We start from the raw sequence: 23,440 nt of genomic DNA, 5'->3' as shown, positions 1-23,440 counted from the left end.
CAGCCCTGATGTTGGGCACAGGATGAGTAAAGGCAAACGTTTACTTAGCGTAATTTAATGTTCAGGTTGGGTCTGGAGTGAGATTTAATGGCAACAATTAAAGATGTAGCGAAGCGCGCAAACGTTTCCACTACAACCGTGTCACACGTAATTAACAAAACGCGTTTCGTCGCTGAAGAAACACGCAATGCAGTGTGGGCGGCAATCAAAGAATTGCACTATTCCCCCAGCGCGGTTGCCCGCAGCCTGAAAGTCAACCATACCAAGTCTATCGGTTTGCTGGCGACGAGCAGCGAAGCCCCCTATTTTGCCGAAATTATTGAAGCGGTTGAGAAGAACTGCTTCCAGAAGGGCTATACCCTGATCCTCGGTAACGTCTGGAACAACCTGGAAAAACAGCGTGCCTATCTGTCCATGATGGCGCAAAAACGCGTTGATGGCCTGCTGGTAATGTGTTCCGAATACCCCGATCCCCTGCTCTCAATGCTGGAAGAATATCGTCATATCCCGATGGTGGTGATGGACTGGGGCGAAGCCAAAGCCGACTTCACCGATACGGTGATTGATAACGCCTTTGAAGGCGGTTATATGGCAGGCCGTTACCTCGTTGAGCGCGGACATCGCGAAATTGGCGTGATCCCAGGACTGATGGAGCGTAACACTGGCGCAGGCCGTCTGGCCGGTTTTATGAAGGCGATGGATGAAGCGCTGATTAAAGTGCCTGAAAACTGGATTGTACAAGGCGACTTCGAGCCGGAATCCGGCTACCGCGCTATGCAGCAAATTCTGTCGCAGGCGCATCGCCCGACGGCGGTCTTCTGTGGCGGCGATATCATGGCGATGGGCGCCCTGTGCGCCGCCGATGAGATGGGTCTGCGCGTCCCGCAGGACGTGTCGCTGATAGGCTACGACAACGTGCGCAACGCCCGTTTCTTTACGCCGGCGTTGACCACTATCCACCAGCCAAAAGATTCGCTGGGTGAGACGGCCTTTAATATGTTGCTGGACCGCATCGTCAATAAACGCGAAGAGTCGCAGTCTATTGAAGTCCACCCGCGCCTGGTGGAGCGCCGCTCCGTTGCGGATGGCCCGTTCCGCGACTACCGTCGTTAAGCCTCTTCTGCGGGAGTCTCATCTGGCTCCCGCAACCACTCTTTGTTCAGCGTTTCACTGTCTCCCAGATAATCCAGCAGCCAGATCAGCGCAGGTGACATATCATTCTGCTGCCAGGTCAGGCAACAGGCCGCATCCGGGAACGGGTTCTCCAGATTTAACACGACCCACTGCCCCTTGTTAAGATACGGCTTGGCGAAATGCGTCGGTACCATGCCGACACAGAGTCCGGCGCTAATACAGGTCGCGGAGGAATCCCAGTCCGGCACCACCACCCGCTTCTGGTTGTCCAGCAGCCAGGTCACGCGCTTCGGCAGAGTGCGGGACGTATCTTCCAGCACCAGCGACGGCCAGTTGCGCAACGTGTCATCGCTTAACGGCCCGCTCATAGCGGCCAGCGGATGCGTACTGGCAACGACGCAACACCAGCTCAGCTTACCCATATCGCGGAACGTGTATCGTCCTCCCACCGGGATCGCCTGGGTTGCCCCGATGGCGAGTTCGACCCGGCCATCTGACAGCGCGTCCCAGACGCCATTAAACACCTCTTGAAAGACCAGTAGCTCCACGTCATCAAAGTGGCGGTAGAAATCGACGATCAATTGCCGCGTGCGTTCCGGTCGCACGATATTGTCCACCGCGATGGGAAGTTGCCCACGCCAGCCGTTGGCGATCTGCTGACACTGCTGGCGCGTGATCTGCATTTTTTTGATGACAGAGCGGCCTTCTTTCAAAAACCAGGCGCCCGCCGGGGTTAACACTACATCACGATGGCGACGTTCAAAAAGCGGGACGGCCAGCCACTCTTCCAGTTGGCGAACCGTGTAGCTGACCGCCGAAGGCACCCGGTGCAACTCCTGGGCCGCAGAACTAAAACTCCCGTTGCGCGCCACGGCATCGACGACTTCCAGCGCATATTCTGACCACATAATCTGCCTACAAAATTTTTGAATGCAATAAACAAATATTACCGTTTCACAAGCCGAAATTCACTCCCTACACTCTGCGCCAGTGTGATTAATCAAAATTAGAGAACAACTATGCAACCAGGAAAAGGGTTTTTAGTCTGGCTGGCAGGGCTCAGCGTGTTGGGTTTTCTGGCAACCGACATGTATTTGCCCGCATTTGCCGCCATTCAATCTGACCTGCAAACACCGGCCTCTGCCGTCAGCGCCAGCCTGAGTCTGTTTTTAGCAGGCTTTGCCATCGCACAACTGCTGTGGGGACCGCTCTCGGACCGTTACGGTCGAAAACCGATCCTGCTGCTGGGCCTGTCTATCTTCGCTCTTGGCAGCCTGGGTATGCTGTGGGTTGAGAGCGCAACGGGCCTGTTAGTTCTGCGTTTTATTCAGGCCGTGGGGGTCTGCGCAGCGACCGTCATCTGGCAGGCGCTGGTCACCGATTACTATCCTTCGCATAAAATTAACCGCATTTTCGCGACCATCATGCCGCTGGTTGGGCTGTCCCCTGCACTGGCACCGTTATTAGGCAGTTGGATCCTGACCCATCTTTCCTGGCAGGCGATCTTTGCCACGCTGTTTTTCATCACACTGTTGCTGATGCTGCCCGCGCTGTTTTTAAAGCCCACCACCCGGGCTCGCGATGACAGCAACGACAAACTGACGTTCACCACGCTGCTGCGCGCGAAAGCGTACCGCGGCAACGTCCTGATTTACGCCGCCTGTTCTGCCAGCTTCTTTGCGTGGCTGACCGGTTCACCGTTTATTCTGAGTGAAATGGGCTACAGCCCGGCGGTAATTGGACTGAGCTACGTACCGCAAACCATCGCGTTTCTGATTGGCGGCTACGGCTGTCGCGCCGCGCTGCAAAAATGGCAGGGACAACAGCTCCTGCCCTGGCTGCTGGTTATCTATGCGCTGAGCGTGGTGGCAACCTGGGCGGCAAGTTTCATCCATCACATCACGCTTGCAGAGATCCTGATCCCCTTCTGCGTAATGGCGATTGCCAACGGGGCGATCTACCCGATTGTGGTAGCCCAGGCGCTGCGTCCATTCCCGCAGGCGACGGGTCGTGCCGCGGCCCTGCAAAATACCCTGCAATTGGGTCTGTGCTTCCTGGCAAGCCTGGTGGTTTCCTGGCTTATCAGCACACCGCTGTTGACCACGACCAGCGTAATGCTGTCTACGGTTGTTCTGGCTGGACTGGGCTATAAGATGCAACTGCAGCCTTCGAACGTCAGTGAGCAGCAGGATAATCGCGGGATTGCCCACAGCGAATCCCATTGATATCACTCATAATCACCGTTAATTAGTCGGCTAACAATTTTTGGTTGTATCATCGTTTTTTGAGGCCTATACTAAATTTCGGTTGTTAAAATTACGATAATTATTATGTGTTAACGGGAACCGGAGCGTTCCCGGTTCACCATGGATGGCCTTTTCGGCAAGGGGTCCTCCCTTCCTCTGTTCTACGTCGGATAATAGACTCGCGGAATGTTTCCGTGAGATTTCTCACAAAGCCCAAAAAGCGTCTACGCTGTTTTAAGGTTCTGATCACCGACCAGTGATGGAGAAACTATGAGTTCATCGTGTATAGAAGAAGTCAGCGTACCGGATGACGACTGGTACCGTATCACTAACGAATTATTAAGCCGCGCGGGCATCGCCATCAACGGCTCTTCACCCGCAGACATACGCGTCAAAAACCCCAATTTTTTCAAACGCGTGTTACAAGAGGGGTCGCTCGGTCTGGGTGAGAGTTATATGGATGGCTGGTGGGAGTGCGATCGGCTGGACCAGTTTTTTAGCAAAGTCCTGCGCGCAGGACTGGAAAACCAACTTCCGCACCATTTCAAAGATACCCTCCGCATCGCGGCCGCTCGTCTGTTCAATCTGCAAAGTAAAAAGCGGGCGTGGATCGTCGGTAAAGAGCATTACGACCTCGGTAACGATCTGTTCAGCCGTATGCTCGACCCGTATATGCAATATTCCTGCGCGTACTGGAAAGACGCGGAGACTCTGGAGACGGCGCAGCAGGCCAAATTGCGGTTAATCTGCGAGAAATTGCAGCTGCAACCCGGTATGCGTGTGCTGGATATTGGCTGCGGCTGGGGTGGTTTATCACACTATATGGCGACGAATTACGGCGTCAGCGTGGTTGGCGTGACGATTTCCGCCGAGCAGCAGAAAATGGCGCGGGCCCGCTGTGCCGGGCTGGATGTGTCGATTCTGTTGCAGGATTATCGTGATTTGCACGATCAGTTTGACCGCATTGTCTCGGTAGGCATGTTTGAGCACGTCGGTCCTAAAAATTACCCGACCTATTTCGAGGTGGTTGATCGCAATCTGAAACCCGAAGGGCTGTTCTTATTACATACCATCGGTTCGAAAAAAACCGACAATAATGTCGACCCGTGGATCAATAAGTATATCTTCCCGAATGGTTGCCTCCCGTCAGTGCGTCAGATAGCCAACGCCAGCGAAGCGCACTTTGTGATGGAAGACTGGCATAACTTCGGCGCGGATTACGACAAGACGCTGATGGCATGGTACGAGCGTTTTCTCGCTGCCTGGCCTGAAATTGCCGATAACTATTCCGAACGTTTTAAACGGATGTTCAGCTACTACCTGAACGCCTGCGCCGGCGCGTTTCGCGCCCGCGATATTCAGCTCTGGCAGGTGGTATTCTCACGCGGCGTTGAAGACGGCCTGCGCGTAGCCCGCTAAACCTCCTCATGCCCCCGCCGTCTCGCGGGGGCTGGAGGGTTTTACGCTTCGCTGGTGGTTTTCGCCACCGCCGCTTCACGCGCAGCCAGCACTCGTTCTACCGTATCCACCACCGCCTGCGTTTGCGGATCGATTTCGATATTGACGCGCGCGCCCAGTTTTTTCTTACCCAGCGTTGTGCGTTCCAGTGTTTCCGGAATGAGATGCACGCAAAAACGCGTCGCGGTGACTTCACCAACGGTCAGGCTGATCCCATCAATCCCAATAAAACCTTTGTAGAGGATATATTTCATTAGCGTCGGATCCTGGACTTTAAACCAGATCTGACGGTTATTCTCGGAGGTTAAAATCTTTGACACTTCCGCGGTGGTCATGATGTGACCGGACATCAGATGTCCGCCAATCTCATCGCTGAATTTTGCCGCACGCTCGACGTTCAGCAGGTCACCCACTTTCAGATCGCCCAGATTGGTGATCCGCAGCGTTTCTTTCATCAGATCAAAGCTGATGCGATTGCCGTTAATTTCGGTGACGGTCAGGCAGCAGCCGTTATGCGCCACCGATGCGCCCGTTTCCAGCGCGTCCAGCATGTATTCAGGTAATTCCACGACATGGGTGCGAAAATTTGGTTTTTCATCGATCGACACCAGTTTTGCGGTGCCCTGCACAATACCTGTAAACATACCTGCAACTCCTGAATTCAGTTAAGCCATTTCTGCCTGCCACAATAGCAGTTGGAAAATCAGGTTGCCAGTGAAGTGCCCCTTGACCTGTTTTTTCACTGGTGAAATTAGCATTCATCGCTACAATAGACTGAAATTTCCCCTTACATCTTCTTCTTGCTGCCACCCGTGGCGGCTTTTTTAGTCTCTCAAATAAAAACAAAATGATAGGTGTACACGTGCAGAAGTATATCAGTGAAGCGCGTCAGTTATTGGCTCTGGCAATACCGGTGATTCTTGCGCAAATCGCCCAAACCGCAATGGGGTTCGTCGATACCGTGATGGCGGGGGGTTACAGCGCCACCGACATGGCGGCCGTCGCCATTGGGACCTCCATCTGGCTGCCCGCCATTCTGTTCGGCCACGGGTTGCTGCTGGCGCTGACCCCGGTGATTGCTCAGCTTAATGGTTCCGGACGCCGTGATCGCATTGCACATCAGGTGCGCCAGGGCTTCTGGCTGGCAGGTTTCGTCTCAGTGCTGATTATGGTTGTGCTGTGGAACGCGGGCTATATCATCCACGCGATGCACAATATTGATCCGGCCCTGGCGGATAAGGCCGTCGGCTACCTGCGCGCATTATTATGGGGCGCGCCGGGTTATCTGTTCTTTCAGGTCGCGCGTAATCAGTGCGAGGGTCTGGCGAAAACTAAACCTGGCATGGTGATGGGCTTTCTCGGCCTGCTGGTCAACATCCCGGTGAACTATATCTTTATTTACGGCCACTTCGGCATGCCTGAACTCGGCGGTGTCGGCTGCGGCGTGGCAACCGCAGCAGTCTATTGGGTGATGTTCTGCGCGATGCTCTGGTACGTGAAGCATGCGCGTTCAATGCGCGATATCCGTAATCAACAGCGCTTCAGTAAACCTGATAACGTCGTGATGAAACGTCTGGTGCAGCTCGGCCTGCCGATTGCGCTGGCGCTGTTTTTTGAAGTCACGCTGTTCGCCGTCGTGGCGCTGCTGGTTTCGCCACTGGGCATTGTCGATGTCGCCGGTCACCAGATCGCCCTGAACTTCAGTTCGCTGATGTTTGTATTGCCGATGTCGCTGGCCGCGGCGGTCACCATTCGCGTAGGCTATCGTCTGGGACAAGGTTCGACGCTGGATGCGCAAACCGCCGCCCGTACCGGTTTAGGCGTTGGCGTCTGCATGGCGTGCCTCACCGCCATCTTTACCGTGTCGCTGCGTGAGCACATCGCCCTGCTCTATAACGACAATCCGGAAGTGGTGACGTTAGCGGCACAACTGATGCTGCTGGCGGCTGTTTATCAGATTTCGGACTCCATCCAGGTAATCGGTAGCGGGATCCTGCGTGGCTATAAAGATACGCGCTCGATTTTCTTTATCACCTTTACCGCATACTGGGTGCTGGGGTTGCCAAGCGGGTATATCCTTGCGCTGACCGACCTGGTGGTGGATCGGATGGGGCCAGCAGGATTCTGGATGGGCTTTATCATCGGCCTGACCTCGGCGGCAATTATGATGATGCTGCGGATGCGCTTCCTGCAACGTCAGCCGTCAACGGTGATTCTGCAACGCGCTGCGCGATAAAACGACAATAGCCGCCAGCCGGCGGCTATTCTCTCGACATTTTGCGCACTTCCTCCGCAATCGAGTGAAATCCGGAAGAAAATTACCATTTCCCTCTTGCCACCTCCCGGCTCTGCCGCTAATATTCGTCCCCGTTGTCACACACAACGTTGCGTTCATAGCTCAGTTGGTTAGAGCACCACCTTGACATGGTGGGGGTCGTTGGTTCGAGTCCAATTGAACGCACCATTCTGCGTCCGTAGCTCAGTTGGTTAGAGCACCACCTTGACATGGTGGGGGTCGGTGGTTCGAGTCCACTCGGACGCACCATTTCACTGCCTGGTGATAGTGGTGCCTGTTTCTGACGTTATCTCTCCCTTTTCCCTTAGCGTTCTTACCTCCCGTTTGTTTTGCGTTAGTTTTGAGCCCGCTTACCCTTAACCCGAAAACAACAATACCGCATCACCGGTTGGAATAACGTAGCCCATCACCGTTTCCATCATGCAGAACTATGTTAAATTACGCTCGCATTATAAAGTCTAAATATAAAAATATTGATGCACATTATTTAAAATGAGAAGCCTCGCCAATACACTGCTAAAACAACGACCTACAATGAATAAAAATACCTACAAAGCTGTTAAACAACCTGAAATGTCTTATACTTACCTCTTGCGGTTGATGTGTCAGTAGTTCAACACCGGATGTTGATACAAATAACTAATAGCATGGAAGCGATTTATTTTTGGTAAGCTATCGTTAATCCATTGATTTTAATCGATATCAATAACACTTATCTCTGAGGCTATAATGAGTAGTTTACTCTCAGGCATACGCGAGACAAAGCCAACACAAGAAATTTTTGACATTATCAACTATCTGAAAGATAAGGTTAAATTTAGAACTGGCGAAAAAAATAAACGTATTTTATTAACCGTTGATGGCAAAAGACAGGTTCTTCTTCTTACTCATGGTTACTGTAACCTTGTTCGACAGTGGGATCGGAGAACGGTGATGACGTTACATTCTCCCATTCTGGTGGGGATGGGAATGCCTGTAGACCGGGAAAGCCATCTGCACGTCCAGGCCATTGATAATATTGAGTACGCCTTACTGCCTGTTGAAATTTTTGAGCAATATATTGCTGAGTTTAATCTCTGGAGACAACTGGCAACGATCGCGACCTGGGGATTGCAAGCTCACAATGTTTATAATAAGGCTTTAGCGATTAACGATAACCTCAAGATCGCCTCTTTATTATTGATTGAGCTGAATGATGAACCCGAATTTGTTCGTCTTAACACAACGGCATTAGCCTACATTCAGGACAGAACCCTACTTTCCCGTAGTTGGATCATGCATTTTCTTTCCGAGTTAAAAAACGCCGGTCACATTGAGCTCCAGCGAGGGATTTTAACGAAGATCAATGGGTTGCCGCCAGACATCAGTTGAGGCATTTTCAGCGGTTCTGAGCGAGGGGAGCATGCTTTCCCCTCTCACTTTCTGCCCACTTTTGCGCGGGCGCACAGGAACCGGTGAAACGACTGACAACTTATTCATATGTTGCGACAACTTCTACTGCTGCATTTGCTGGTCCCCCCATCGCAAGCCCGCTGGTTCGGATGTAACGCGCCGCCATTTTTATCGTATTATCTCCGCCGGTGAACGCATTTTTTGAAAGAGGCGTTGCGCCGGCACGGAACCCTGAATTCAACTCGCTGGCATAAATGTAACTGTTCAATATGACTGGTTTATCTGGCTCATCACTATCTTGTTGAGAATAATCTCCCCATACCAGTTGAATGCCATAGCCCTGCGCCCCGGTTCCATCCAGCGCAATAATCCCTTTTGTTTCATCAATAATCTGGGTATAGGGCAATATGCTAATTCTTACCTGGCCATTCTGTACCGTGTTATCGTTAATAGTGGCATGAGGATCGAGCGAATAAGGGTAATCATTTTGATCACTGGAGGCGGCCTTCCCTTGATATCCATAGCCATTCGGACAGTTCAGTCGAAAACTGGCATCCTTCCATGCACCATATTTATCCCCCGCAGAGAGATCATTTCCCATATCTACGCGGATATTATCCCCTTCGATATTACATGTACCTGGCTGAAAAATTAGGGTGCCCGTTAATATCCGTGAAGTATTAATATATCCTTTGCCATCAGAGGTTATTCTCTCAGATTGAGAACTGGTAAACGTATTTCCTGAATTAGAATAGATAACAGCAGCATCCGGACCTGTCACGGTAATAGCCCCGCCTTTCATTGGAATGGACTCGCCGGGGATTTTCCAGAATTTAATGGTTGCCCAGAATGGGTCTCCCGCATTCTGCGGATTGGGTTGCCCATAAAGTGCCAGAGTAGGATAAGTTTGTATCCCAGTATAACCCGCTTCATCACTAGCAACTGACATACCAATACCGGAAACATCCGTCTTATAGATATAGTCGTTTCCTTGCTTGCTAATCGGTTGTTCATTCGACAGGATGGTGAAATACATGCGCGTATCTGAATTATTACATTCCCCCACGGCCATGCCGATGTTGGCGTGAATGGTGTAGAGTACCATCCAGTCCGCTATGTTGCTTCCCACGGTTACATTGACATTAGCCGGTTTCAACTCATACGGGACATGTATCTGCGACCATTGTTTCTCCGTCGCATCATTGCGTAACTCACAGTTTTCTGTTCCTGCTGCACTCGCGCTGGAAATATAGTAGAAAAAAAACGCACAGAATAGATAGCATGTCCTTAAGGTCTTTTTTTTCATATATCTTTAACATCCAGACATCAGTGATTTACTCATAAATAAACAAACCAGTGTTCTGATAAAAAGAGCAGAGAGAACGACTGTAGAAAACATTTTGCGAGGCACATTACCTTACCAGACCTGTTTAAACAATAGGGATCATTTTAACACCAAAAGAATTCAAGCCTGAGAGTTATATTTTGCATCTAATCCATAACTGGACTAAATGATTATGCTGCTGGCGAAATAAGATGATTTTACATGTGAATAATCGTCCCTCGCTCGTCGGGAAAGCGAGCATCAACGAAAGCATAAAGCGTTCCCTGACTACCGTATTGTTCATCCCGGGATCTGATACAATCCCATACCGAGTGTCAGGGGAAAACGTCCAGCTCATTATCACTGTGAGTTATCGTTGAGTCGTAACATGGAGAATGGATATGCCGAAATTATTACAACTTCACTTCGCTTTTACTGGCCCATTTGGCGCAGAAATGGCAGAACAGTTGCGTGGTCTGGCGGAGTCGATTAACCAGGAGCCGGGATTTATCTGGAAGGTGTGGACGGAGAGTGAGCAAAACAAGGAAGCGGGAGGGATCTATCTTTTCGCAAACGAGGAGACCGCACTGGCTTATCTGGATAAACATACCGCGCGTTTAAAAAACCTTGGCGTTGACAACGTCATTGCGAAAGTGTTTGACGTGAATATTCCGTTGAGCGAAATCAACAACGCCAGAGTGGGTTAATGATGTCGCTGAGGGGGATTTTCCCCCTCAGCAGGTTCAACGAGACATCAGGCTGGAGAGATATTTTTCCCCCGATCGTTGCACAATTTGACTGGCACTGTGGGTAATATTCTGCCCTTCAAAGGCCCCGTACAGACTGGAAAACGTCACCGTGTTTAGCCGCTGTATGATCCCACTGACGGTTTTCGATGACAGCGGCAACATGTTCGGATAGCTCCACATAAACGAAACCGCGTCAGCACCGGGAGTGACCTGTAAGATATCTCCGGCGAGGATCGTCCCTTCCCCCTCCTCCAGATACAGCACCGTTCCTCCCGCAAAATGGCCGCCCAGACGTAATAATGTGACGCCTGGAAGCACATTGTGTTCTTCCCCTTCCCATAGCCGAATTCTGGGGCTGTCTCGCATGATCCAGGCCCTGTCAGCCGCATGTAACCAGACGGGAGCGTCAAACGCCTCCGCCCAGTCCTGCATTGTGGTGTAGTAATGAGGATGCGAAATCGCGATGGCGCTCAATCCCCCCATTGCACGAATGAGCGTTCGGGTTGCCTGATCCAGATTCGCAACGCAGTCCCACAGAATATTTCCCACCGGCGTTCTGAGCAGAAACGCCCGCTGGTTTATAGCAAAGGAAGGAACGGTTTTCAGACTGAAAAGTGGCGGCGTATGCTGCTGCCACTTGTTGGTATGGCTGGCGATGAGCTCGTCAAAGTCCATCCACGCCTGCCCGGAAACGGGGACATATTGCCGCTCATCGTCACAGATTGTACAACGTTCAACGTTGCCGTGGCGGTTATCGTACGAGGTGCCACAGGCTTTACACAGCGTTATCATCGTCACTCCTGTCCTCACAATAAAACACCGTTAAGTATGGCAGAGGACACAGCGCTTCAGGCTCGTAACGCTATTCCAGTCCGAAACATCCGTACCTTTCTCATCTACACTGACATGATGTCACCGAGGTATCGGCGGCAAAATAACAATAACAGGACGGACAGGGACATGAAAAAAATCGCGATTATCGGGGCTGGCCCGACAGGCGTTTATACCTTTTTCTCATTACTAAAAAAGGCGCAGCCACTGGAGATTGCCGTTTTTGAACGCGGAAACCGGGCCGGAATCGGTATGCCTTACACCCATTCTGAAAATAGTCCAATGATGTTGGCAAATATTGCCAGTATCGAGGTTCCACCTCTTTTTGACACCTGGCTTGAGTGGTTGCAGGCCCAGGAAGCGCAGTACCTTGCGCAGTATGGCGTTAAGAAGGAAACGCTGCACCAGCGTCAGTTTCTGCCACGCATTTTACTGGGCGACTATTTTCGCGCGCAGTTTTTGCAGGCCGTCCACCACGCAGAAAGTCGAGGATTTAAGGTGATATTGTACGAGTCCTGTGAAGTCACAGATGTCGCAGCGGCGCCCACTGGCGTACAACTCTGGACCGATCAACACACGGTGCCGCTGCATGTCGACCTGGCGGTGATCGCCACGGGACACGTCTGGCCGGACGATGACGAATCCACGCACGCATTTTATCCCAGCCCCTGGTCCGGCTTGATGGACGCTGACGTGCCAGCCGCCAGAGTCGGTATTCTTGGAACCTCACTGAGCGGTCTGGATGCCGCAATGGCGGTTGCAGTACAGCACGGAACGTTTCACGAAACGGAGGATCATCAGGTCAATTTCTCACTGAATAAGGACAGTGAAGCGCTGGAAATTACGCTGATGTCCCGTTCCGGCATTTTGCCGGAAGCCGACTTCTACTGCCCTATACCCTATGAACCACTGGAGTACGTTACCGGGGAGGTCATCCAGCGCGAAATCGCTGCCGGTTCAACGGGGCTCCTCGATCGCGTTTTTAGCCTCATGCAACAAGAACTCGCGGCAGCCGACCCGAAATGGGCCGGGCAAATAGCGCTGTCCTCACTGGATGTGGATAGCTTTCCCGTAGCGGTGTTTGCCGACAGAGCGCACAGCGATCCATTCGAATGGGCAGCCTTAAATCTGAAAGAGGTCGACGAGAATAAGCGTAACAAACGCACCGTTGCCTGGCGCTATACCTTACTGCGTCTGCATGAAGGCGTTCAGGATATCGTTGCCTATCTGGATGAAAAAGATAGTAAACGGTTCAGTTCGGGACTTGCCCGCGTGTTTATTGATAATTATGCGGCGATCCCGTCAGAGTCAGTTCGCCGAATGCTGGCGTTGCACGCAGCCGGTATTCTGCGCATTCTCACGCTGGGACAGGATTACGGGAAGGTGATTAAAGCGGATCGTACTGAGATTACGACGCACAACGATCGCCTGTCATTTGACGTATTTATCGATGCGCGCGGCCAAAAACCCCTGAAGACAACGGATTTGCCGTTCCCGCGATTACGCCAGCAATTACTGTCATGTGGAGATGCGATTCCGGATGTTGGCGATGACTATACGCTTCAGGCGCCAGAGAGTGTTCGCGGACGAATTGCCTTTGGCGCATTGCCCTTTTTAATGCATGATCGGCCCTTTATCCAGGGGCTCGTCGCCTGCCAGGAGATTGGCGACGCGATGGCCAGGGCAGTATCAAAACCGGCTTCCCGCCTGCGCAGGCGTTTATCGCTTTACGATCGGTAACGCCGCACGCATTGTGGATGCATCCAGATCCCCATTTGTCCTATACTTGTCGGAAGTCAAAAACGAGCGAAGAAAGGTGCACGATGGAAATTGATCTCGATAATCTGGTCTTTAACGGACTGGAAGAAGCGCAGGAACGTAACGCAGAACGTCTGGACGATGCGGACAAAAAAGCGGAATCGGTGATTGCCGATGATGACTGCGGCGACGCCTGCAAAATCTGATTTTTTTCAACTCGCCGCGCAGAACCGCGCGGCGAGTCCATAAGCCTCTTTTTAGTTCCTCATGATTCCCGCGGTAATTGCAGATTTCATTCCAGTACACCTCGCGCATCCGACGGTGTTCAGCGTGTTGTTTGATCACGAAACCACTCCGGGTCAATGTTAGCAATGTCCACGCCGTACAGGCTGGCGACAGGAAGAATGGACTCCACAACGCGCTGCAGATTGACCTCTGCACCGGGCTGTCGGGTCGGCTCTGGCGTGATGGCAACGCGCGCCCAAAGACGCGCCATCTGCATTTTTACCTTCTCCATCTCCGGCTCCTCTGTTTTGTCAGGTGCTTTTCATTGCAGCGCAAACGGCACAAAAAATGAAATGCGAATTCTGCGCACCGTTATCTGTTTTTGTTCGTTAGTAACCCTTCGTTAACACACTGTTCACTAATAACTTTTTGCATATAAATAAGACTTTTTTCTTCTTTTGCTGCGGGTTCGGGTTGTGGGAGCGTAAAAGGACAAACCAATAATTCCAGGGATATCAAAGAAAATGATGGCAACGAAAATACAGAGCACAAAAAAAACGATTCTCGCCCTTGGCGTCATACTCGCCACGAGTTTCATTAGCATTCAGGCGCAGGCCGATCAACTTGCCGATATCAAGGCCGCAGGCGTGATCAAGGTCGCGACCTTTGACGCTAACCCGCCATTTGGCTCCGTCGACGCGAAAACCCATCAGATCGTCGGTTACGATGTTGATTTCGCCCAGGCGCTGGCGACGTCACTGGGTGTGAAACTGGAACTGGTCGCCACGAATCCCGCTAACCGTATTCCGCTGCTGCAATCGGGGAAAGCCGATCTGATCGTCGCTGATATTACGATCACCCCCGAGCGCGCTCAGGTAATCGACTTCTCCGTGCCCTACTTTGTCACCGGTCAGCAGTTCCTGGTGCCTGCCTCGTCACCCGATAAACTGGATGAATACAGCCGCGCGCGCATTGGCGCAGTGAAAGGCACCACCGGCGAGCAGGCGTTACATCAGCGGTTCCCGCAATCCCGCGTGCTGGCCTATGACGATATCCCGCTGGCGTTAACCGCCCTGCGCAACGGCAACGTGCAGGCGATCACTCAGGACTCCACCATCCTGGCGGGTTTGCTCAGTGGCGCACCGGACAAAGCGCAGTTCAAAATCCTGCCGGATTTACTCAGCAAAGAGGAGATTGGCGTGGGCGTGAAGAAAGGCGAGCCGGCGTTGTTGAAAGCGGTTAACGATGAATTACTGCGACTCGAATCCAGTGGGCAGGCAGGCAAAATTTATGATGTCTGGTTTGGCCCGGAAACGAAAAATCCGCAGCCGCGCGCCTTTAAAATTGAGGCCAGATAAGATGCTGGCTGGTTTATTCACACCTTGTGCAGCCGGATCTGCGGATTTCCACCCGTTACGCCAGGCGCGAGTCGAATTACGCGACGTGGTGAAAGCGTACGGCGATCACCGGGTACTCAACGGCGTCAGTCTCACCGTCGAACCCGGTGAAGTTGTGACAATTCTTGGCCCCTCGGGATCGGGGAAATCGACCCTGATTCGCCTGATAAACCAACTGGAATCGTTGAGTGGCGGCGATATCTTCATCGATGACAAGCCGGTCGGTCAACTTAAGGGGGCCGCGCTGCGACAATTGCGCAGCCGCATTGGTTTTGTATTCCAGCAGTTCAATTTGTATGCCCATCTGACGGCGCAGCAAAATATCACCCTCGCGCTGGAGTACGTCCACGGCTGGAACAGAACCGATGCCACACAGCGCGCCTATGCTCTGCTGGAGCAGGTTGGGCTGGAAGAGAAAGCGGGAGCTTATCCGGCACAGCTTTCCGGCGGTCAACAGCAGCGGGTGGCGATTGCCCGCGCGCTGGCCTCTTCGCCGCAAATTATCCTGTTTGATGAGCCCACCTCTGCGCTCGATCCGGAAATGATCGGTGAGGTGTTACAGGTCATGAAACGTCTGGCGCACAGCGGTATTACGATGATTGTGGTCACCCACGAGATGCACTTTGCCCGTGAAATCGCCGACCGGGTGGTGTTTATCGACGGCGGCGATATTCTCGAAATCGCCTCCCCGGAGGCCTTTTTTACCCGACCGCAGCACCCACGAACTCAGCGTTTTCTGCAAAAGGTGCTGGATCCGCTGCATCAGGAGTTATCACGATAATGCCGTCAATGGACTGGCAGGGGGTGCTCACCGGCCTGCCCCTGCAATGGATCCTCTCCGGATTTCTCACCACGCTGTGGGTCAGCGCCGCAGGCATTTTCCTCGCCACACTGCTGGCCATTTTTCTGTTAGCCCTTCGTCTTTCCGGCCATCGCGCGGGCCGCCGCCTGGTGGCAGGCTGGGTATCGCTGTTTCGTAATACCCCGCTGCTGGTCCAGTTGCTGTTCTGGTATTTCGCTGGCTGGAACCTGCTGCCGCGCGGTTTCGTTGCTTTTGTCAACGCAGAGCATGGCTGGTCAATCCTGCCTGGTAATGTCTGGTGGCTGACACCCGAGTTTCTTTGCTCAGCGTGGGGACTCGGCGTGTTTACTTCGGCGTTCCTGGTCGAAGAAGTCGCCTCCGGGCTACAGGCGGTCTCCGCCGGACAACGCGAAGCCGCAATCTCGCAGGGATTTTCCTCATGGCAGACCTTCCGCCATATCCTGCTGCCGCAGGGACTAACCAATGCCTGGCAACCGGTGGTGGGGCAATATCTCAACCTGATGAAACTGTCGTCATTAGCCAGCGGTATTGGCTTTGCGGAACTGACCTATCAGGTACGCCAGATTGAAAGCTACAACGCCCATGCGCTGGAGGCTTTTGCCGTGGGCACAGCGCTTTATCTGTTCACCGGCGTGGCGCTCGGTCTGCTGCTGACCCATCTTGGGCCTGCTCCCCGACAGGAGAAAAAGCCGCAAACCCGCCGGTTCCGGTTCAGGAGTCCCCAGCATGATCGCTAATATTGCGGTGATAACCGACAATCTGGATTATCTCCTGTGGGGACGCATGGCCGACGGTCAACCCGGCGGTGTGTTGTTGACCCTGATGATGGCGCTGGGTGCGGCAGTGCTGGCCTTACCTGCCGGTATTGCCCTTGCCGCTCTCGCCTGGCGCTTTCCGGGCGTCATCCGTAAGGGATTGTTCATCTGGGCAGAGCTCATACGCGGGATACCGCTGATCTTCGTTATTTTCTGGATGTGGTATCTGCTACCCATGCTTACCGGCAGCGATCTCCCCGGAGCGGCAACCGTGACGCTGGCGCTGGCCTGGTTTACCGCCGCGTCGGTCATGCATTCGGTGTACGCGGGACTCAACGCGCTACCCGCCGGACAGTATGATGCGGCAATGGCACAGGGTTTCAGTCCTGTTCAGGCATTAAGAGGGGTTCTGCTACCGCAGGTGTTACGCCATATCCTGCCCTCCCTGACCGGGATAGGCATTGGTCTGCTGAAGGACACCTCGCTGGCGTTTATCGTCAACGTGCCGGAACTGACGACGGTGGCGGGACAGGTTAACAGCCGGGAACAGATTTACCCGGCGGCTATCTTCATCTTTACGGGCCTGGTCTACTATCTGCTTTGCTACGGGCTGGAGAAAGCGACCCGGCGACGGTTTGCGCTTCGTTGAACGATCAGCACTCAACAAACTGGTGCGCGTCGTCGAGTCGGTATTTCACGCCGGCGCGGATCCCCGCTTCACCTTCAACCGCGACGGCGAAACGCATGCGTTCACCGTCGTGATACGCCAGCGCCGCGCAGCCGCCCGGCCCCAGTACGACGGAATCCACAACCCCGGTACTGGCAACGATCGCGTTGTCGCCGTTGCAGATGATATGCACATTATCGCCGCTGTTGGCGATTTTCGCATTTGCGCCAAAGCTCACTATCTGGCTCAGGTCGCCGTTACTGGCGACATGGTTTCTTTCACCCAGCGAACTCACCCGCACACGCATCCCGCTGCTGGCGATCCGCGTTCCGTTACCGGCGCTGCTGATTCGCGTCGAGTTTCCTGCGGCAGCCAGCCGCGCGCGATCCCCGGAACTGCTGATATGGCTGTTATAGCCAACGCTGCCAATGCGCACGCAGTAGCCCGCACTGGCAATTTGTGACGCATAGCCTGCGCTGGCGATCTTCATGTTATCACCCGCACAACCCAGATTCGCGTTATCGCCCGCGTTCGCCACCTGTTGATCGCCCATTGAGGCATCCGGCCGCGCCAGGCGCGACATGGCGGAGATATCCTGACGGGCGAAATTTTCTTCATCCAGCCAGCGCGACCAGGCGTATTCCACCAGGCTGTTCGCCCAGTCGAGATAACCTTCGCGACTCAACGCCCGATGCACATCGGCGTAGTTGCCACCCTCAGGGAAGCGGCGCAGAAACCAGCGGTATATCAGCGCACCAACCCGCCAGTTGCGTAAATCCTCTCGCGTGATCAGCATACGTTAATGCCGGTGATAACCATCGACCATGCAGCGGAACGTCTCGCCAGGCGTGCGGCCCGTAGTGCACAGGTAGAGGTGACCAAAAATAAAGAACAGGCTGATGATTGCCAGCGCGAAGTGCGCCTGCAGCAACCAGTAGCGCACGCCGGGGAATACGTCGCCCACGACCTGCGGATAGAGCGCCAACAATCCGCTCAGCAGCAGCAACGGCAACAATCCGTACATCACGCCGACATAGGCCGCCTGCTGTAACGGATTAAACTTCGAACGCGGCGTTGCCGGGAACGGATGCGCTTCCCCCTGCATAATGCCAAACAGATAGAAACGGGTCTGTTTCATCGCTCGCGCCACCCAGCCCTGGGGACGGATAATATAATGATGACCGTTCCCGCCCAACGCATTGATCAGCACGAAACCGACCCAGCACGCCAGCAGCAAAAATCCGCAGACCTCGTGCACCGTCAGCAGGCTTTTGATCACCGCTGCGCTAACCAGCGAGAAATGGTTGATAAGCCCGCTGCCGAGCAGGAGCAGAAACAGCAAGGCATTCGACCAGTGCCACAGGCGTACCGCACGAGAATACAGGTAAACCTTCTCACCATGCCCGGCGGCGGCCTTGTTGGCCGCGCGAAAGCGAAGCCAGGCGTGTAACCCCAGCACCAGCCACATCGCCACCAGCAGAAGTCCGGCGATCACCAGCCAGACGGGCCAATACTCGGGGGAAAAGACCGGCACATAATTTGCCAGTTGGGCCTGGAACTGTTCAGCAGTCTGCGACGCGTTCATACATTATCCTTTTTAATCAAATGTTGACCGAACCGACGATACAGATGGGGCTTGCCCGCGCCCGGAAGTTGATACTGGTAATAGTTATTTTCCTGTAGCCAACGCTGGATGTCCGGGCTGTCCTCGCGTCCAAACAGCAACGCATGTTCCGGGCAGGAGGTCACGCAGATGGGCGGAAAGCCTTTTGCCAGCCGGGACTGGGCGCAAAAATCGCATTTGTCCGCCACCTTGGTTTGCGGATTCAGGTAGCGCACCTGATAGGGACATGCGCCGATACAGTAACTACAGCCGATGCAGCGCGAACTGTCGACGCGAACGATCCCGTTCTCATCGCGCCACGACGCACCGGTCGGGCAAACTTCAATGCAGGGCGCATCATCGCAGTGCTGACAGGACTGACGGAAGTAGTGATACAGCGTCTCGTTGTCATTATCTGAAACGGGAATATGCGCAATCGACAGGCGACTTCCCTGCGCGGGAACATGATTCGTTTTGCGACAGGCGCGGGTACAGAGGTTACAGCCATTACATCGCGATTCATCATGGATCATGACGTAACGAACGGGGCCGCTGGCGGTTGTCTTCGCCAGCAGCGTCTGGCCGGGTCCGCTGAAGAAAATGACCGTACCCATGCCAAGCACAAATTTTCGTCGAGTGAAGGACATCTTGTTATCCTCTAATGCTGTGGTCGCGCTCGTCCACGCTTTCCATGAATTCAGGGATTCTGAAACTGCTCAACTTCCAGCCATTCGCACAAACCGTATGCTTTGCCGTAACTCATAAAACGTTCGCTGAATAAATACGGCACGTCGTTCGACGACGAGACCGGGCGAATATCGGCATAGTCGGGATGCGTTTCAATCGCGGCCAGCGCGGCATCTATCTGCTCAGGCGCGAAACCGTAAGGCGATTGTTCCAGCATGGCGACCTTGTACGGACGCGGATAGGTCTGACAGTCAAAGCGCACCGCCAGTGCGATTGCCCGACAGATATCCTTTTCCACCACTTGAACGCACATGTCGGCATAGTTGGCGGTCATGGTCTGGGTTGAGTAGTAATATTCATCCTGAGAGCCCTGCACCCGGGCGATATCCTCGCCGGCGAGCCCCTCTCTGAGTGTTTCCAGTAGCGGTGTGAGCGCCGCCTCTTCCACCGAGTACGGCGGCTGCAAGAACCGTTCGCGCGCGACAAGCTGGCCGCTCGCCGAATGCTGGCGGATGAAATCCGCCATAATCTCTGCGGGGCTTTCTGTCGCTGCCTGTTCATCCGCGCAGGCTACCGGTTCATGTCGCCCCTGTAACCACTGCCGCTTTTCGAGATCGACATCCGGCGCGGCAAGCTGACTCACATCCTCTGGTTGGCTCATATTTTCTTCCTTACGCCGGCAACAGATTCTGCGCGGCCAGGTCATCGGCGACATCTTCCAGGCCGAGTCGATTCAACGTCTCACGCGTCGGGCAGCCCAATTCAGGGTGCCAGCCCATCTCTTTATAAAACAGCGTCAGGGATTCACGCATGTCGTCGCGGTCCATCTTGTCGGTGCCTTCGCTAAAGACCGGAATCTTCGGATCCTTATCAAACACCCACGAGCAGATCAGATCGTGCGCATTGCGCATATCGTTGGTCTGCATCAGTTTCACCGTGTAGGCGCGATGTAGCGTGAAGATGCGTTCTGCGGCTAAATCGAGACTGGCCTGAGTGGTTTCATCACCGGTTACGGCCTGGAAGAATTTGGCTTCCAGATCGAGATCCCCGCGATAGTTGCGGCTTTTCAGCGGAGAGACGGTCATCGGCCAGACCCAGTTACACAGCGTAACGGCGTTATGCAGGCACACTTTCAGCAGCGTCCATTTGGCATATTTAATTTTTGCCGCGTTGATGGGCGTGTAATTTTTGGTTTCATCGTAGGCGTCTGGCGAGCCAAACAGTTCCGCGGCCACTTCCCGCTGAAGTGTTAAGGGCAAACCCGAGCCGATGAAATTGATGTGGGTGTGGGTCATACAGTCGCGGTTAAACATGCAGTTGGTGATGGCCCCCACCTGCGCCGAGGCTTCGTTGGCGTGGTGAACCGGAAAACCAAACGGCGACCACAGTTTGTTTTTTTCATACGCCCAGTATTCATCACCCAGTTGCCAGCGCTCGGCAATGGCATACGACCCATCCGCCAGATGGCTAAGTTCACCCACGCGATGCGCCAGACGATAATAGAAATCCTTGATGAAATTCGGATCGCCTGCTTCCAGTTGATCCCAGCGGATCTGGGCATACTCTTCCGCCGGCAGGACGCGTTTAAACACCCCTTTGCTGTAGCAATACGTAAAGTCGCGGTGCAACTGGCCGTAGTTACACCAGATGCCGTAGTCGTCAAACAGATTCAGCCCCACCAGGTTGCCAATGACGCGGCCATCGTCTTTGTCTTCAAAGTCCTTCGGGCCGTTCGGGAAAATAGTGGTATGGACGAAGTTCGCCACGCAGGTATTCCCGCCGGTGCTCGGCACGCCAAAGTCCTTCACGCGAGGAATGTTCATCTGCGTCATGCAGCGAATCGGACAAGAATGGCAACCGCTCATTTTCACCGTGTATTTTTCTGCTGCCGGGCCTAAATCGAAGACTGATTTGTAGGTCCTGAAACCGACGGTGTTCTGATTACCCGGCGGGATCTCGCCGGTCTCGATCGGCCCACCTTCCGCCGCGCCCCAGAACAACCCTTTGCGTGCGGTCCAGCGCGACGCGGGCGAGGAATATTCCGCCCATGCCTGCGGCGTGCTGGGCACAACATGGTTATTATTCGCGCCAATCAGTTCCGTCATCATGTAATCATTCAACCGCTTCATCTCTTTGCGATCGGCAATATTGACGCCTTTGGTCCCTTCCACGGCGATGGCTTTCAGATTTTTCGAGCCCATTACCGCGCCAGTCCCTGCGCCACCGCTGTGGTTGCGGCTGTTGAGCATACAGGAGAGCGGCACGAGGTTTTCACCCGCCTGACCAATCGCCGCCACGCAGGTTTCTGGTGACGTCATTCGGCAAATTTCTTCCGTGGTGGCACGGGTGCCTTTCCCCCACAGGAAATCGGCTTTTTCGAGAGTGACCTTGTCGTCTTTAATATTGAGCCAGACCGGGGATGCCGCCTTGCCTTCAATGATGATGGCGTCATAACCGGCAAATTTCATTTGCGCCGCAAAAAAACCGCCCATATGCGCATCGACAACCAGATTGCCTTTTGTGAATGTAGAGAGCGACGTGATATTAACGCGAGAACTGCACGGAGCGCCGGATCCGGTAAGCGGCCCCGTCGCAAAAACTAATTTATTGCCTTCATCAAAGGGTTTAGTGCCAGCGGGAACTTCGTCGTACATAATTTTGTATCCGAATCCCATACCGCCGACAAATTTTTTAAATTTACTGGAATCTTCAAGGGTAATATCGCCTGTTGTAAGATTGACCCGTAAAATATTACCTGTCCAACCGTTAGCCATAATGTTTTCCTTTGCAAGACTCAAACAGTAATATCTTTCCACTCGATGATTTTTAATGCCCCGGTCGGGCAGGCACTGGCGCACTCACCGCATAAAACACATTTTGCCGATTTCTTCGTTTCGGTATTGACGGTGGCCATCATCCAGGGACATGCGGTGGTACAGGCGCTGCAACCGATACAGCGTCGGTGATCAACGGCAATGCAACAGTCTTCCTGGTTCCAGGTAATCGCCCCAATGGGACAGACCTTCATGCACTGCGGATCTTTGCACTGACGACAGGTGTCCGGGGTGTAGTTCAGATCGCCATACAGGCCGCCGCCAGACCCAATCCCCTTGTCGCCAAAGAAATAATGCCGGTGAATTTTAATGCGGGAAAAGAAGGTGCCGACGGCGCCATCATTGTAATTGGTACAGGAAATTTCACAGCGATGGCAACCGGTACAGCGGGCGCGTTGGGTCACCAGCACCCCTTTCGGCGTGGAGATCAACCCCACGGTGCCGCTATCGATATCTTCTTGCTTACAGCCAAAAAGCGACAGTAACGCGGGCGCAATGGTTAACCCTGCCAGGCCTTTTCCCGATATACGCAGGAATTCCAGCCGCGTTAAGCCAGTATCTAATAATGGACGATCAACCTGGTTCATTTATTTTGCATCCTCTTCGCAAACGCAGTGCCGACAACACGTCCCAGGCTGATGCTAATTATGCTGAAACAGAGCCTCTGATGTTGCCTCCCACAGCTGAAGTTCTGCCATAACCGGATTGCATAAATAACGCAATTTAACGCAAATAAACTAATCCTTTAGGGTTAGGCGAAATAAATAATGGGAGTTATTGATAGGTATAACTTTGATCGTCATCAATTAAAAACGGGAAGAGAAATATTAAATGCGTAGTGATATTTATTATCATAAAGACAGTGAAATACTGTTCCGCCAGATTACAAATAAATGTGAAATTGTTCCCAACTATAAATTAAAAAACGCTCGTAATATATTTAATAATATAGCGAGTTAGCCGATAGCGGTAATATTGCTCCCTGAATAATTCGAGTGGCAGGAAATAAGGGATGAGTCCATCCCTCGTTGCGGTTAGCCGGCCAGCGCTTTGATTACCGTTTCCATCGCCTGCTTTTCAAGGTCGCTACGCTGAATACGCTGGTTCGCCAGCGCGGTTCGTAGTACCCCGGCAATCACGATATGTTTGGGTTCCTGTCCCAGATCGCGCATTTCCAGCACCACTTTGCCAACCACTCTGCACATCTCACGGTACAGTTCATCGTCTTTTGTCAGGTTTCCCATTATTGTCTCTCATTGCA

At 53.2% G+C, this 23,440-nt stretch carries 24 protein-coding genes and 2 tRNA genes; 14 read left to right on the top strand and 12 right to left on the bottom strand.

What is annotated here, in order from left to right; genetic code table 11:
* The first annotated feature begins 87 nt into the window (after positions 1 to 87).
* Positions 88 to 1,113 carry an HTH-type transcriptional repressor PurR gene (gene purR, locus AL479_RS20315; protein ID WP_042319232.1) on the top strand — a complete coding sequence of 342 codons (1,026 nt, stop codon included), beginning with the start codon at positions 88 to 90 and terminating at the stop codon, positions 1,111 to 1,113.
* Here the strand turns inward: purR and punR are convergent.
* A complete protein-coding gene (gene punR, locus AL479_RS20310) occupies positions 1,110 to 2,042 on the bottom strand; it encodes a DNA-binding transcriptional activator PunR (protein WP_061077388.1) in 933 nt (310 codons plus the stop codon). The genes purR and punR overlap by 4 nt on opposite strands.
* A 111-nt stretch (positions 2,043 to 2,153) precedes the next feature.
* Between punR and punC the strand changes: the two genes are divergently transcribed.
* Positions 2,154 to 3,359, top strand: coding sequence for a purine nucleoside transporter PunC (punC, locus tag AL479_RS20305; RefSeq protein WP_061077387.1), 1,206 nt, complete (start codon positions 2,154 to 2,156; stop codon positions 3,357 to 3,359).
* A 291-nt stretch (positions 3,360 to 3,650) separates the two neighbouring features.
* Positions 3,651 to 4,799 (top strand): cyclopropane fatty acyl phospholipid synthase, encoded by a 1,149-nt coding sequence (gene cfa / locus AL479_RS20300; protein WP_061077386.1) that lies wholly within the window; start codon positions 3,651 to 3,653, stop codon positions 4,797 to 4,799.
* A 41-nt stretch (positions 4,800 to 4,840) separates the two neighbouring features.
* Here cfa and AL479_RS20295 read toward each other — a convergent pair whose 3' ends face one another.
* On the bottom strand, positions 4,841 to 5,482 hold the full coding sequence (locus AL479_RS20295; protein ID WP_061077385.1) for a riboflavin synthase: 642 nt from the start codon (positions 5,480 to 5,482) through the stop codon (positions 4,841 to 4,843).
* Between the two features lie 218 nt (positions 5,483 to 5,700).
* Between AL479_RS20295 and mdtK the strand changes: the two genes are divergently transcribed.
* From mdtK to AL479_RS20270, 4 genes are all read left to right on the top strand, one after another.
* A complete protein-coding gene (mdtK, locus tag AL479_RS20290) occupies positions 5,701 to 7,074 on the top strand; it encodes an MdtK family multidrug efflux MATE transporter (RefSeq protein ID WP_061078031.1) in 1,374 nt (457 codons plus the stop codon).
* 151 nt (positions 7,075 to 7,225) lie between these two features.
* A tRNA-Val gene (locus AL479_RS20280) sits at positions 7,226 to 7,302 on the top strand.
* 4 nt (positions 7,303 to 7,306) lie between these two features.
* Positions 7,307 to 7,383 (top strand) — tRNA-Val (locus tag AL479_RS20275).
* A 480-nt stretch (positions 7,384 to 7,863) separates the two neighbouring features.
* Positions 7,864 to 8,505, top strand: a complete 642-nt coding sequence (locus AL479_RS20270; RefSeq protein WP_061077384.1) for a helix-turn-helix domain-containing protein — start codon at positions 7,864 to 7,866, stop codon at positions 8,503 to 8,505.
* A gap of 100 nt (positions 8,506 to 8,605) precedes the next feature.
* Here AL479_RS20270 and AL479_RS20265 read toward each other — a convergent pair whose 3' ends face one another.
* The gene (locus AL479_RS20265) at positions 8,606 to 9,832 is read right to left on the bottom strand and encodes a fimbrial protein (protein WP_061077383.1); all 1,227 of its coding nucleotides are present in this window, start codon (positions 9,830 to 9,832) and stop codon (positions 8,606 to 8,608) included.
* Positions 9,833 to 10,251: 419 nt separating this feature from the next.
* Here AL479_RS20265 and AL479_RS20260 point away from each other — a divergent pair, with 419 nt between their 5' ends.
* Positions 10,252 to 10,557 (top strand): monooxygenase, encoded by a 306-nt coding sequence (locus tag AL479_RS20260; protein ID WP_061077382.1) that lies wholly within the window; start codon positions 10,252 to 10,254, stop codon positions 10,555 to 10,557.
* Positions 10,558 to 10,593: 36 nt separating this feature from the next.
* Here the strand turns inward: AL479_RS20260 and AL479_RS20255 are convergent, their stop codons facing one another.
* Positions 10,594 to 11,391, bottom strand: coding sequence for a hypothetical protein (locus tag AL479_RS20255; RefSeq protein ID WP_061077381.1), 798 nt, complete (start codon positions 11,389 to 11,391; stop codon positions 10,594 to 10,596).
* A gap of 168 nt (positions 11,392 to 11,559) precedes the next feature.
* On the opposite strand from AL479_RS20255, the gene AL479_RS20250 reads away from it, so the two are divergent.
* Together AL479_RS20250 and AL479_RS20245 are read left to right on the top strand one after the other, a co-directional pair.
* On the top strand, positions 11,560 to 13,170 hold the full coding sequence (locus tag AL479_RS20250) for an FAD-NAD(P)-binding protein (RefSeq protein WP_061077380.1): 1,611 nt from the start codon (positions 11,560 to 11,562) through the stop codon (positions 13,168 to 13,170).
* Between the two features lie 83 nt (positions 13,171 to 13,253).
* A complete protein-coding gene (locus AL479_RS20245) occupies positions 13,254 to 13,394 on the top strand; it encodes a hypothetical protein (RefSeq protein WP_090050030.1) in 141 nt (46 codons plus the stop codon).
* A 119-nt stretch (positions 13,395 to 13,513) separates the two neighbouring features.
* Here the strand turns inward: AL479_RS20245 and AL479_RS20240 are convergent, their stop codons facing one another.
* Positions 13,514 to 13,705: a hypothetical protein gene (locus AL479_RS20240; RefSeq protein ID WP_061077379.1), complete on the bottom strand. Its 192-nt coding sequence runs from the start codon at positions 13,703 to 13,705 to the stop codon at positions 13,514 to 13,516.
* Between the two features lie 232 nt (positions 13,706 to 13,937).
* On the opposite strand from AL479_RS20240, the gene AL479_RS20235 reads away from it, so the two are divergent.
* From AL479_RS20235 to AL479_RS20220, 4 genes are read left to right on the top strand one after another with little or no spacing between them, the layout of a single operon-like run.
* On the top strand, positions 13,938 to 14,771 hold the full coding sequence (locus tag AL479_RS20235) for an ABC transporter substrate-binding protein (protein ID WP_061077378.1): 834 nt from the start codon (positions 13,938 to 13,940) through the stop codon (positions 14,769 to 14,771).
* A gap of 1 nt (position 14,772) precedes the next feature.
* A complete protein-coding gene (locus AL479_RS20230; RefSeq protein WP_061077377.1) occupies positions 14,773 to 15,591 on the top strand; it encodes an amino acid ABC transporter ATP-binding protein in 819 nt (272 codons plus the stop codon).
* Positions 15,588 to 16,370, top strand: a complete 783-nt coding sequence (locus AL479_RS20225) for an amino acid ABC transporter permease (RefSeq protein ID WP_192478707.1) — start codon at positions 15,588 to 15,590, stop codon at positions 16,368 to 16,370. Before AL479_RS20230 ends, AL479_RS20225 begins: the two co-directional genes overlap by 4 nt.
* Positions 16,360 to 17,037 (top strand): amino acid ABC transporter permease, encoded by a 678-nt coding sequence (locus AL479_RS20220; RefSeq protein WP_061077375.1) that lies wholly within the window; start codon positions 16,360 to 16,362, stop codon positions 17,035 to 17,037. Before AL479_RS20225 ends, AL479_RS20220 begins: the two co-directional genes overlap by 11 nt.
* A gap of 4 nt (positions 17,038 to 17,041) precedes the next feature.
* Here the strand turns inward: AL479_RS20220 and ydhT are convergent, their stop codons facing one another.
* The 7 genes from ydhT to fumD all read right to left on the bottom strand — a co-directional run bounded on the left by ydhT (position 17,042) and on the right by fumD (position 23,423).
* Positions 17,042 to 17,851: a protein YdhT gene (ydhT, locus tag AL479_RS20215; RefSeq protein WP_061077374.1), complete on the bottom strand. Its 810-nt coding sequence runs from the start codon at positions 17,849 to 17,851 to the stop codon at positions 17,042 to 17,044.
* A gap of 3 nt (positions 17,852 to 17,854) precedes the next feature.
* A complete protein-coding gene (gene phsC, locus AL479_RS20210) occupies positions 17,855 to 18,640 on the bottom strand; it encodes a thiosulfate reductase cytochrome B subunit (protein ID WP_061077373.1) in 786 nt (261 codons plus the stop codon).
* Positions 18,637 to 19,305, bottom strand: coding sequence for a 4Fe-4S dicluster domain-containing protein (locus tag AL479_RS20205; RefSeq protein WP_071887669.1), 669 nt, complete (start codon positions 19,303 to 19,305; stop codon positions 18,637 to 18,639). The genes phsC and AL479_RS20205 overlap by 4 nt, the downstream gene beginning before the upstream one ends.
* Positions 19,306 to 19,355: 50 nt before the next feature.
* Positions 19,356 to 20,006 (bottom strand): YdhW family putative oxidoreductase system protein, encoded by a 651-nt coding sequence (locus AL479_RS20200; RefSeq protein WP_061077372.1) that lies wholly within the window; start codon positions 20,004 to 20,006, stop codon positions 19,356 to 19,358.
* Positions 20,007 to 20,016: 10 nt separating this feature from the next.
* A complete protein-coding gene (locus AL479_RS20195; protein WP_061077371.1) occupies positions 20,017 to 22,119 on the bottom strand; it encodes an aldehyde ferredoxin oxidoreductase in 2,103 nt (700 codons plus the stop codon).
* A gap of 20 nt (positions 22,120 to 22,139) precedes the next feature.
* The gene (locus tag AL479_RS20190; RefSeq protein WP_061077370.1) at positions 22,140 to 22,766 is read right to left on the bottom strand and encodes a ferredoxin-like protein; all 627 of its coding nucleotides are present in this window, start codon (positions 22,764 to 22,766) and stop codon (positions 22,140 to 22,142) included.
* A 447-nt stretch (positions 22,767 to 23,213) separates the two neighbouring features.
* Positions 23,214 to 23,423 (bottom strand): fumarate hydratase FumD, encoded by a 210-nt coding sequence (gene fumD, locus AL479_RS20185; RefSeq protein WP_012905644.1) that lies wholly within the window; start codon positions 23,421 to 23,423, stop codon positions 23,214 to 23,216.
* Positions 23,424 to 23,440 lie beyond the last annotated feature (17 nt).

This window comes from Citrobacter amalonaticus (assembly GCF_001559075.2).
Taxonomy (GTDB): Bacteria; Pseudomonadota; Gammaproteobacteria; order Enterobacterales; family Enterobacteriaceae; genus Citrobacter_A; species Citrobacter_A amalonaticus_F.
Note: the sequence above shows the minus strand (reverse complement) of the source record. Positions and strands in the feature narration are given on the sequence as shown.

Excerpts from the sequence above, each read along its gene's own strand:
- purR (WP_042319232.1), top strand. The coding sequence starts at position 88 with ATGGCAACAATTAAAGATGTAGCGAAGCGCGCAAACGTTTCCACTACA.
- punR (WP_061077388.1), bottom strand. The coding sequence starts at position 2,042 with ATGTGGTCAGAATATGCGCTGGAAGTCGTCGATGCCGTGGCGCGCAAC.
- punC (WP_061077387.1), top strand. The coding sequence starts at position 2,154 with ATGCAACCAGGAAAAGGGTTTTTAGTCTGGCTGGCAGGGCTCAGCGTG.
- cfa (WP_061077386.1), top strand. The coding sequence starts at position 3,651 with ATGAGTTCATCGTGTATAGAAGAAGTCAGCGTACCGGATGACGACTGG.
- AL479_RS20295 (WP_061077385.1), bottom strand. The coding sequence starts at position 5,482 with ATGTTTACAGGTATTGTGCAGGGCACCGCAAAACTGGTGTCGATCGAT.
- AL479_RS20270 (WP_061077384.1), top strand. The coding sequence starts at position 7,864 with ATGAGTAGTTTACTCTCAGGCATACGCGAGACAAAGCCAACACAAGAA.
- AL479_RS20265 (WP_061077383.1), bottom strand. The coding sequence starts at position 9,832 with ATGAAAAAAAAGACCTTAAGGACATGCTATCTATTCTGTGCGTTTTTT.
- AL479_RS20260 (WP_061077382.1), top strand. The coding sequence starts at position 10,252 with ATGCCGAAATTATTACAACTTCACTTCGCTTTTACTGGCCCATTTGGC.
- AL479_RS20255 (WP_061077381.1), bottom strand. The coding sequence starts at position 11,391 with ATGATAACGCTGTGTAAAGCCTGTGGCACCTCGTACGATAACCGCCAC.
- AL479_RS20250 (WP_061077380.1), top strand. The coding sequence starts at position 11,560 with ATGAAAAAAATCGCGATTATCGGGGCTGGCCCGACAGGCGTTTATACC.
- AL479_RS20245 (WP_090050030.1), top strand. The coding sequence starts at position 13,254 with ATGGAAATTGATCTCGATAATCTGGTCTTTAACGGACTGGAAGAAGCG.
- AL479_RS20240 (WP_061077379.1), bottom strand. The coding sequence starts at position 13,705 with ATGGAGAAGGTAAAAATGCAGATGGCGCGTCTTTGGGCGCGCGTTGCC.
- AL479_RS20235 (WP_061077378.1), top strand. The coding sequence starts at position 13,938 with ATGATGGCAACGAAAATACAGAGCACAAAAAAAACGATTCTCGCCCTT.
- AL479_RS20230 (WP_061077377.1), top strand. The coding sequence starts at position 14,773 with ATGCTGGCTGGTTTATTCACACCTTGTGCAGCCGGATCTGCGGATTTC.
- AL479_RS20220 (WP_061077375.1), top strand. The coding sequence starts at position 16,360 with ATGATCGCTAATATTGCGGTGATAACCGACAATCTGGATTATCTCCTG.
- ydhT (WP_061077374.1), bottom strand. The coding sequence starts at position 17,851 with ATGCTGATCACGCGAGAGGATTTACGCAACTGGCGGGTTGGTGCGCTG.
- phsC (WP_061077373.1), bottom strand. The coding sequence starts at position 18,640 with ATGAACGCGTCGCAGACTGCTGAACAGTTCCAGGCCCAACTGGCAAAT.
- AL479_RS20205 (WP_071887669.1), bottom strand. The coding sequence starts at position 19,305 with ATGTCCTTCACTCGACGAAAATTTGTGCTTGGCATGGGTACGGTCATT.
- AL479_RS20200 (WP_061077372.1), bottom strand. The coding sequence starts at position 20,006 with ATGAGCCAACCAGAGGATGTGAGTCAGCTTGCCGCGCCGGATGTCGAT.
- AL479_RS20195 (WP_061077371.1), bottom strand. The coding sequence starts at position 22,119 with ATGGCTAACGGTTGGACAGGTAATATTTTACGGGTCAATCTTACAACA.
- AL479_RS20190 (WP_061077370.1), bottom strand. The coding sequence starts at position 22,766 with ATGAACCAGGTTGATCGTCCATTATTAGATACTGGCTTAACGCGGCTG.
- fumD (WP_012905644.1), bottom strand. The coding sequence starts at position 23,423 with ATGGGAAACCTGACAAAAGACGATGAACTGTACCGTGAGATGTGCAGA.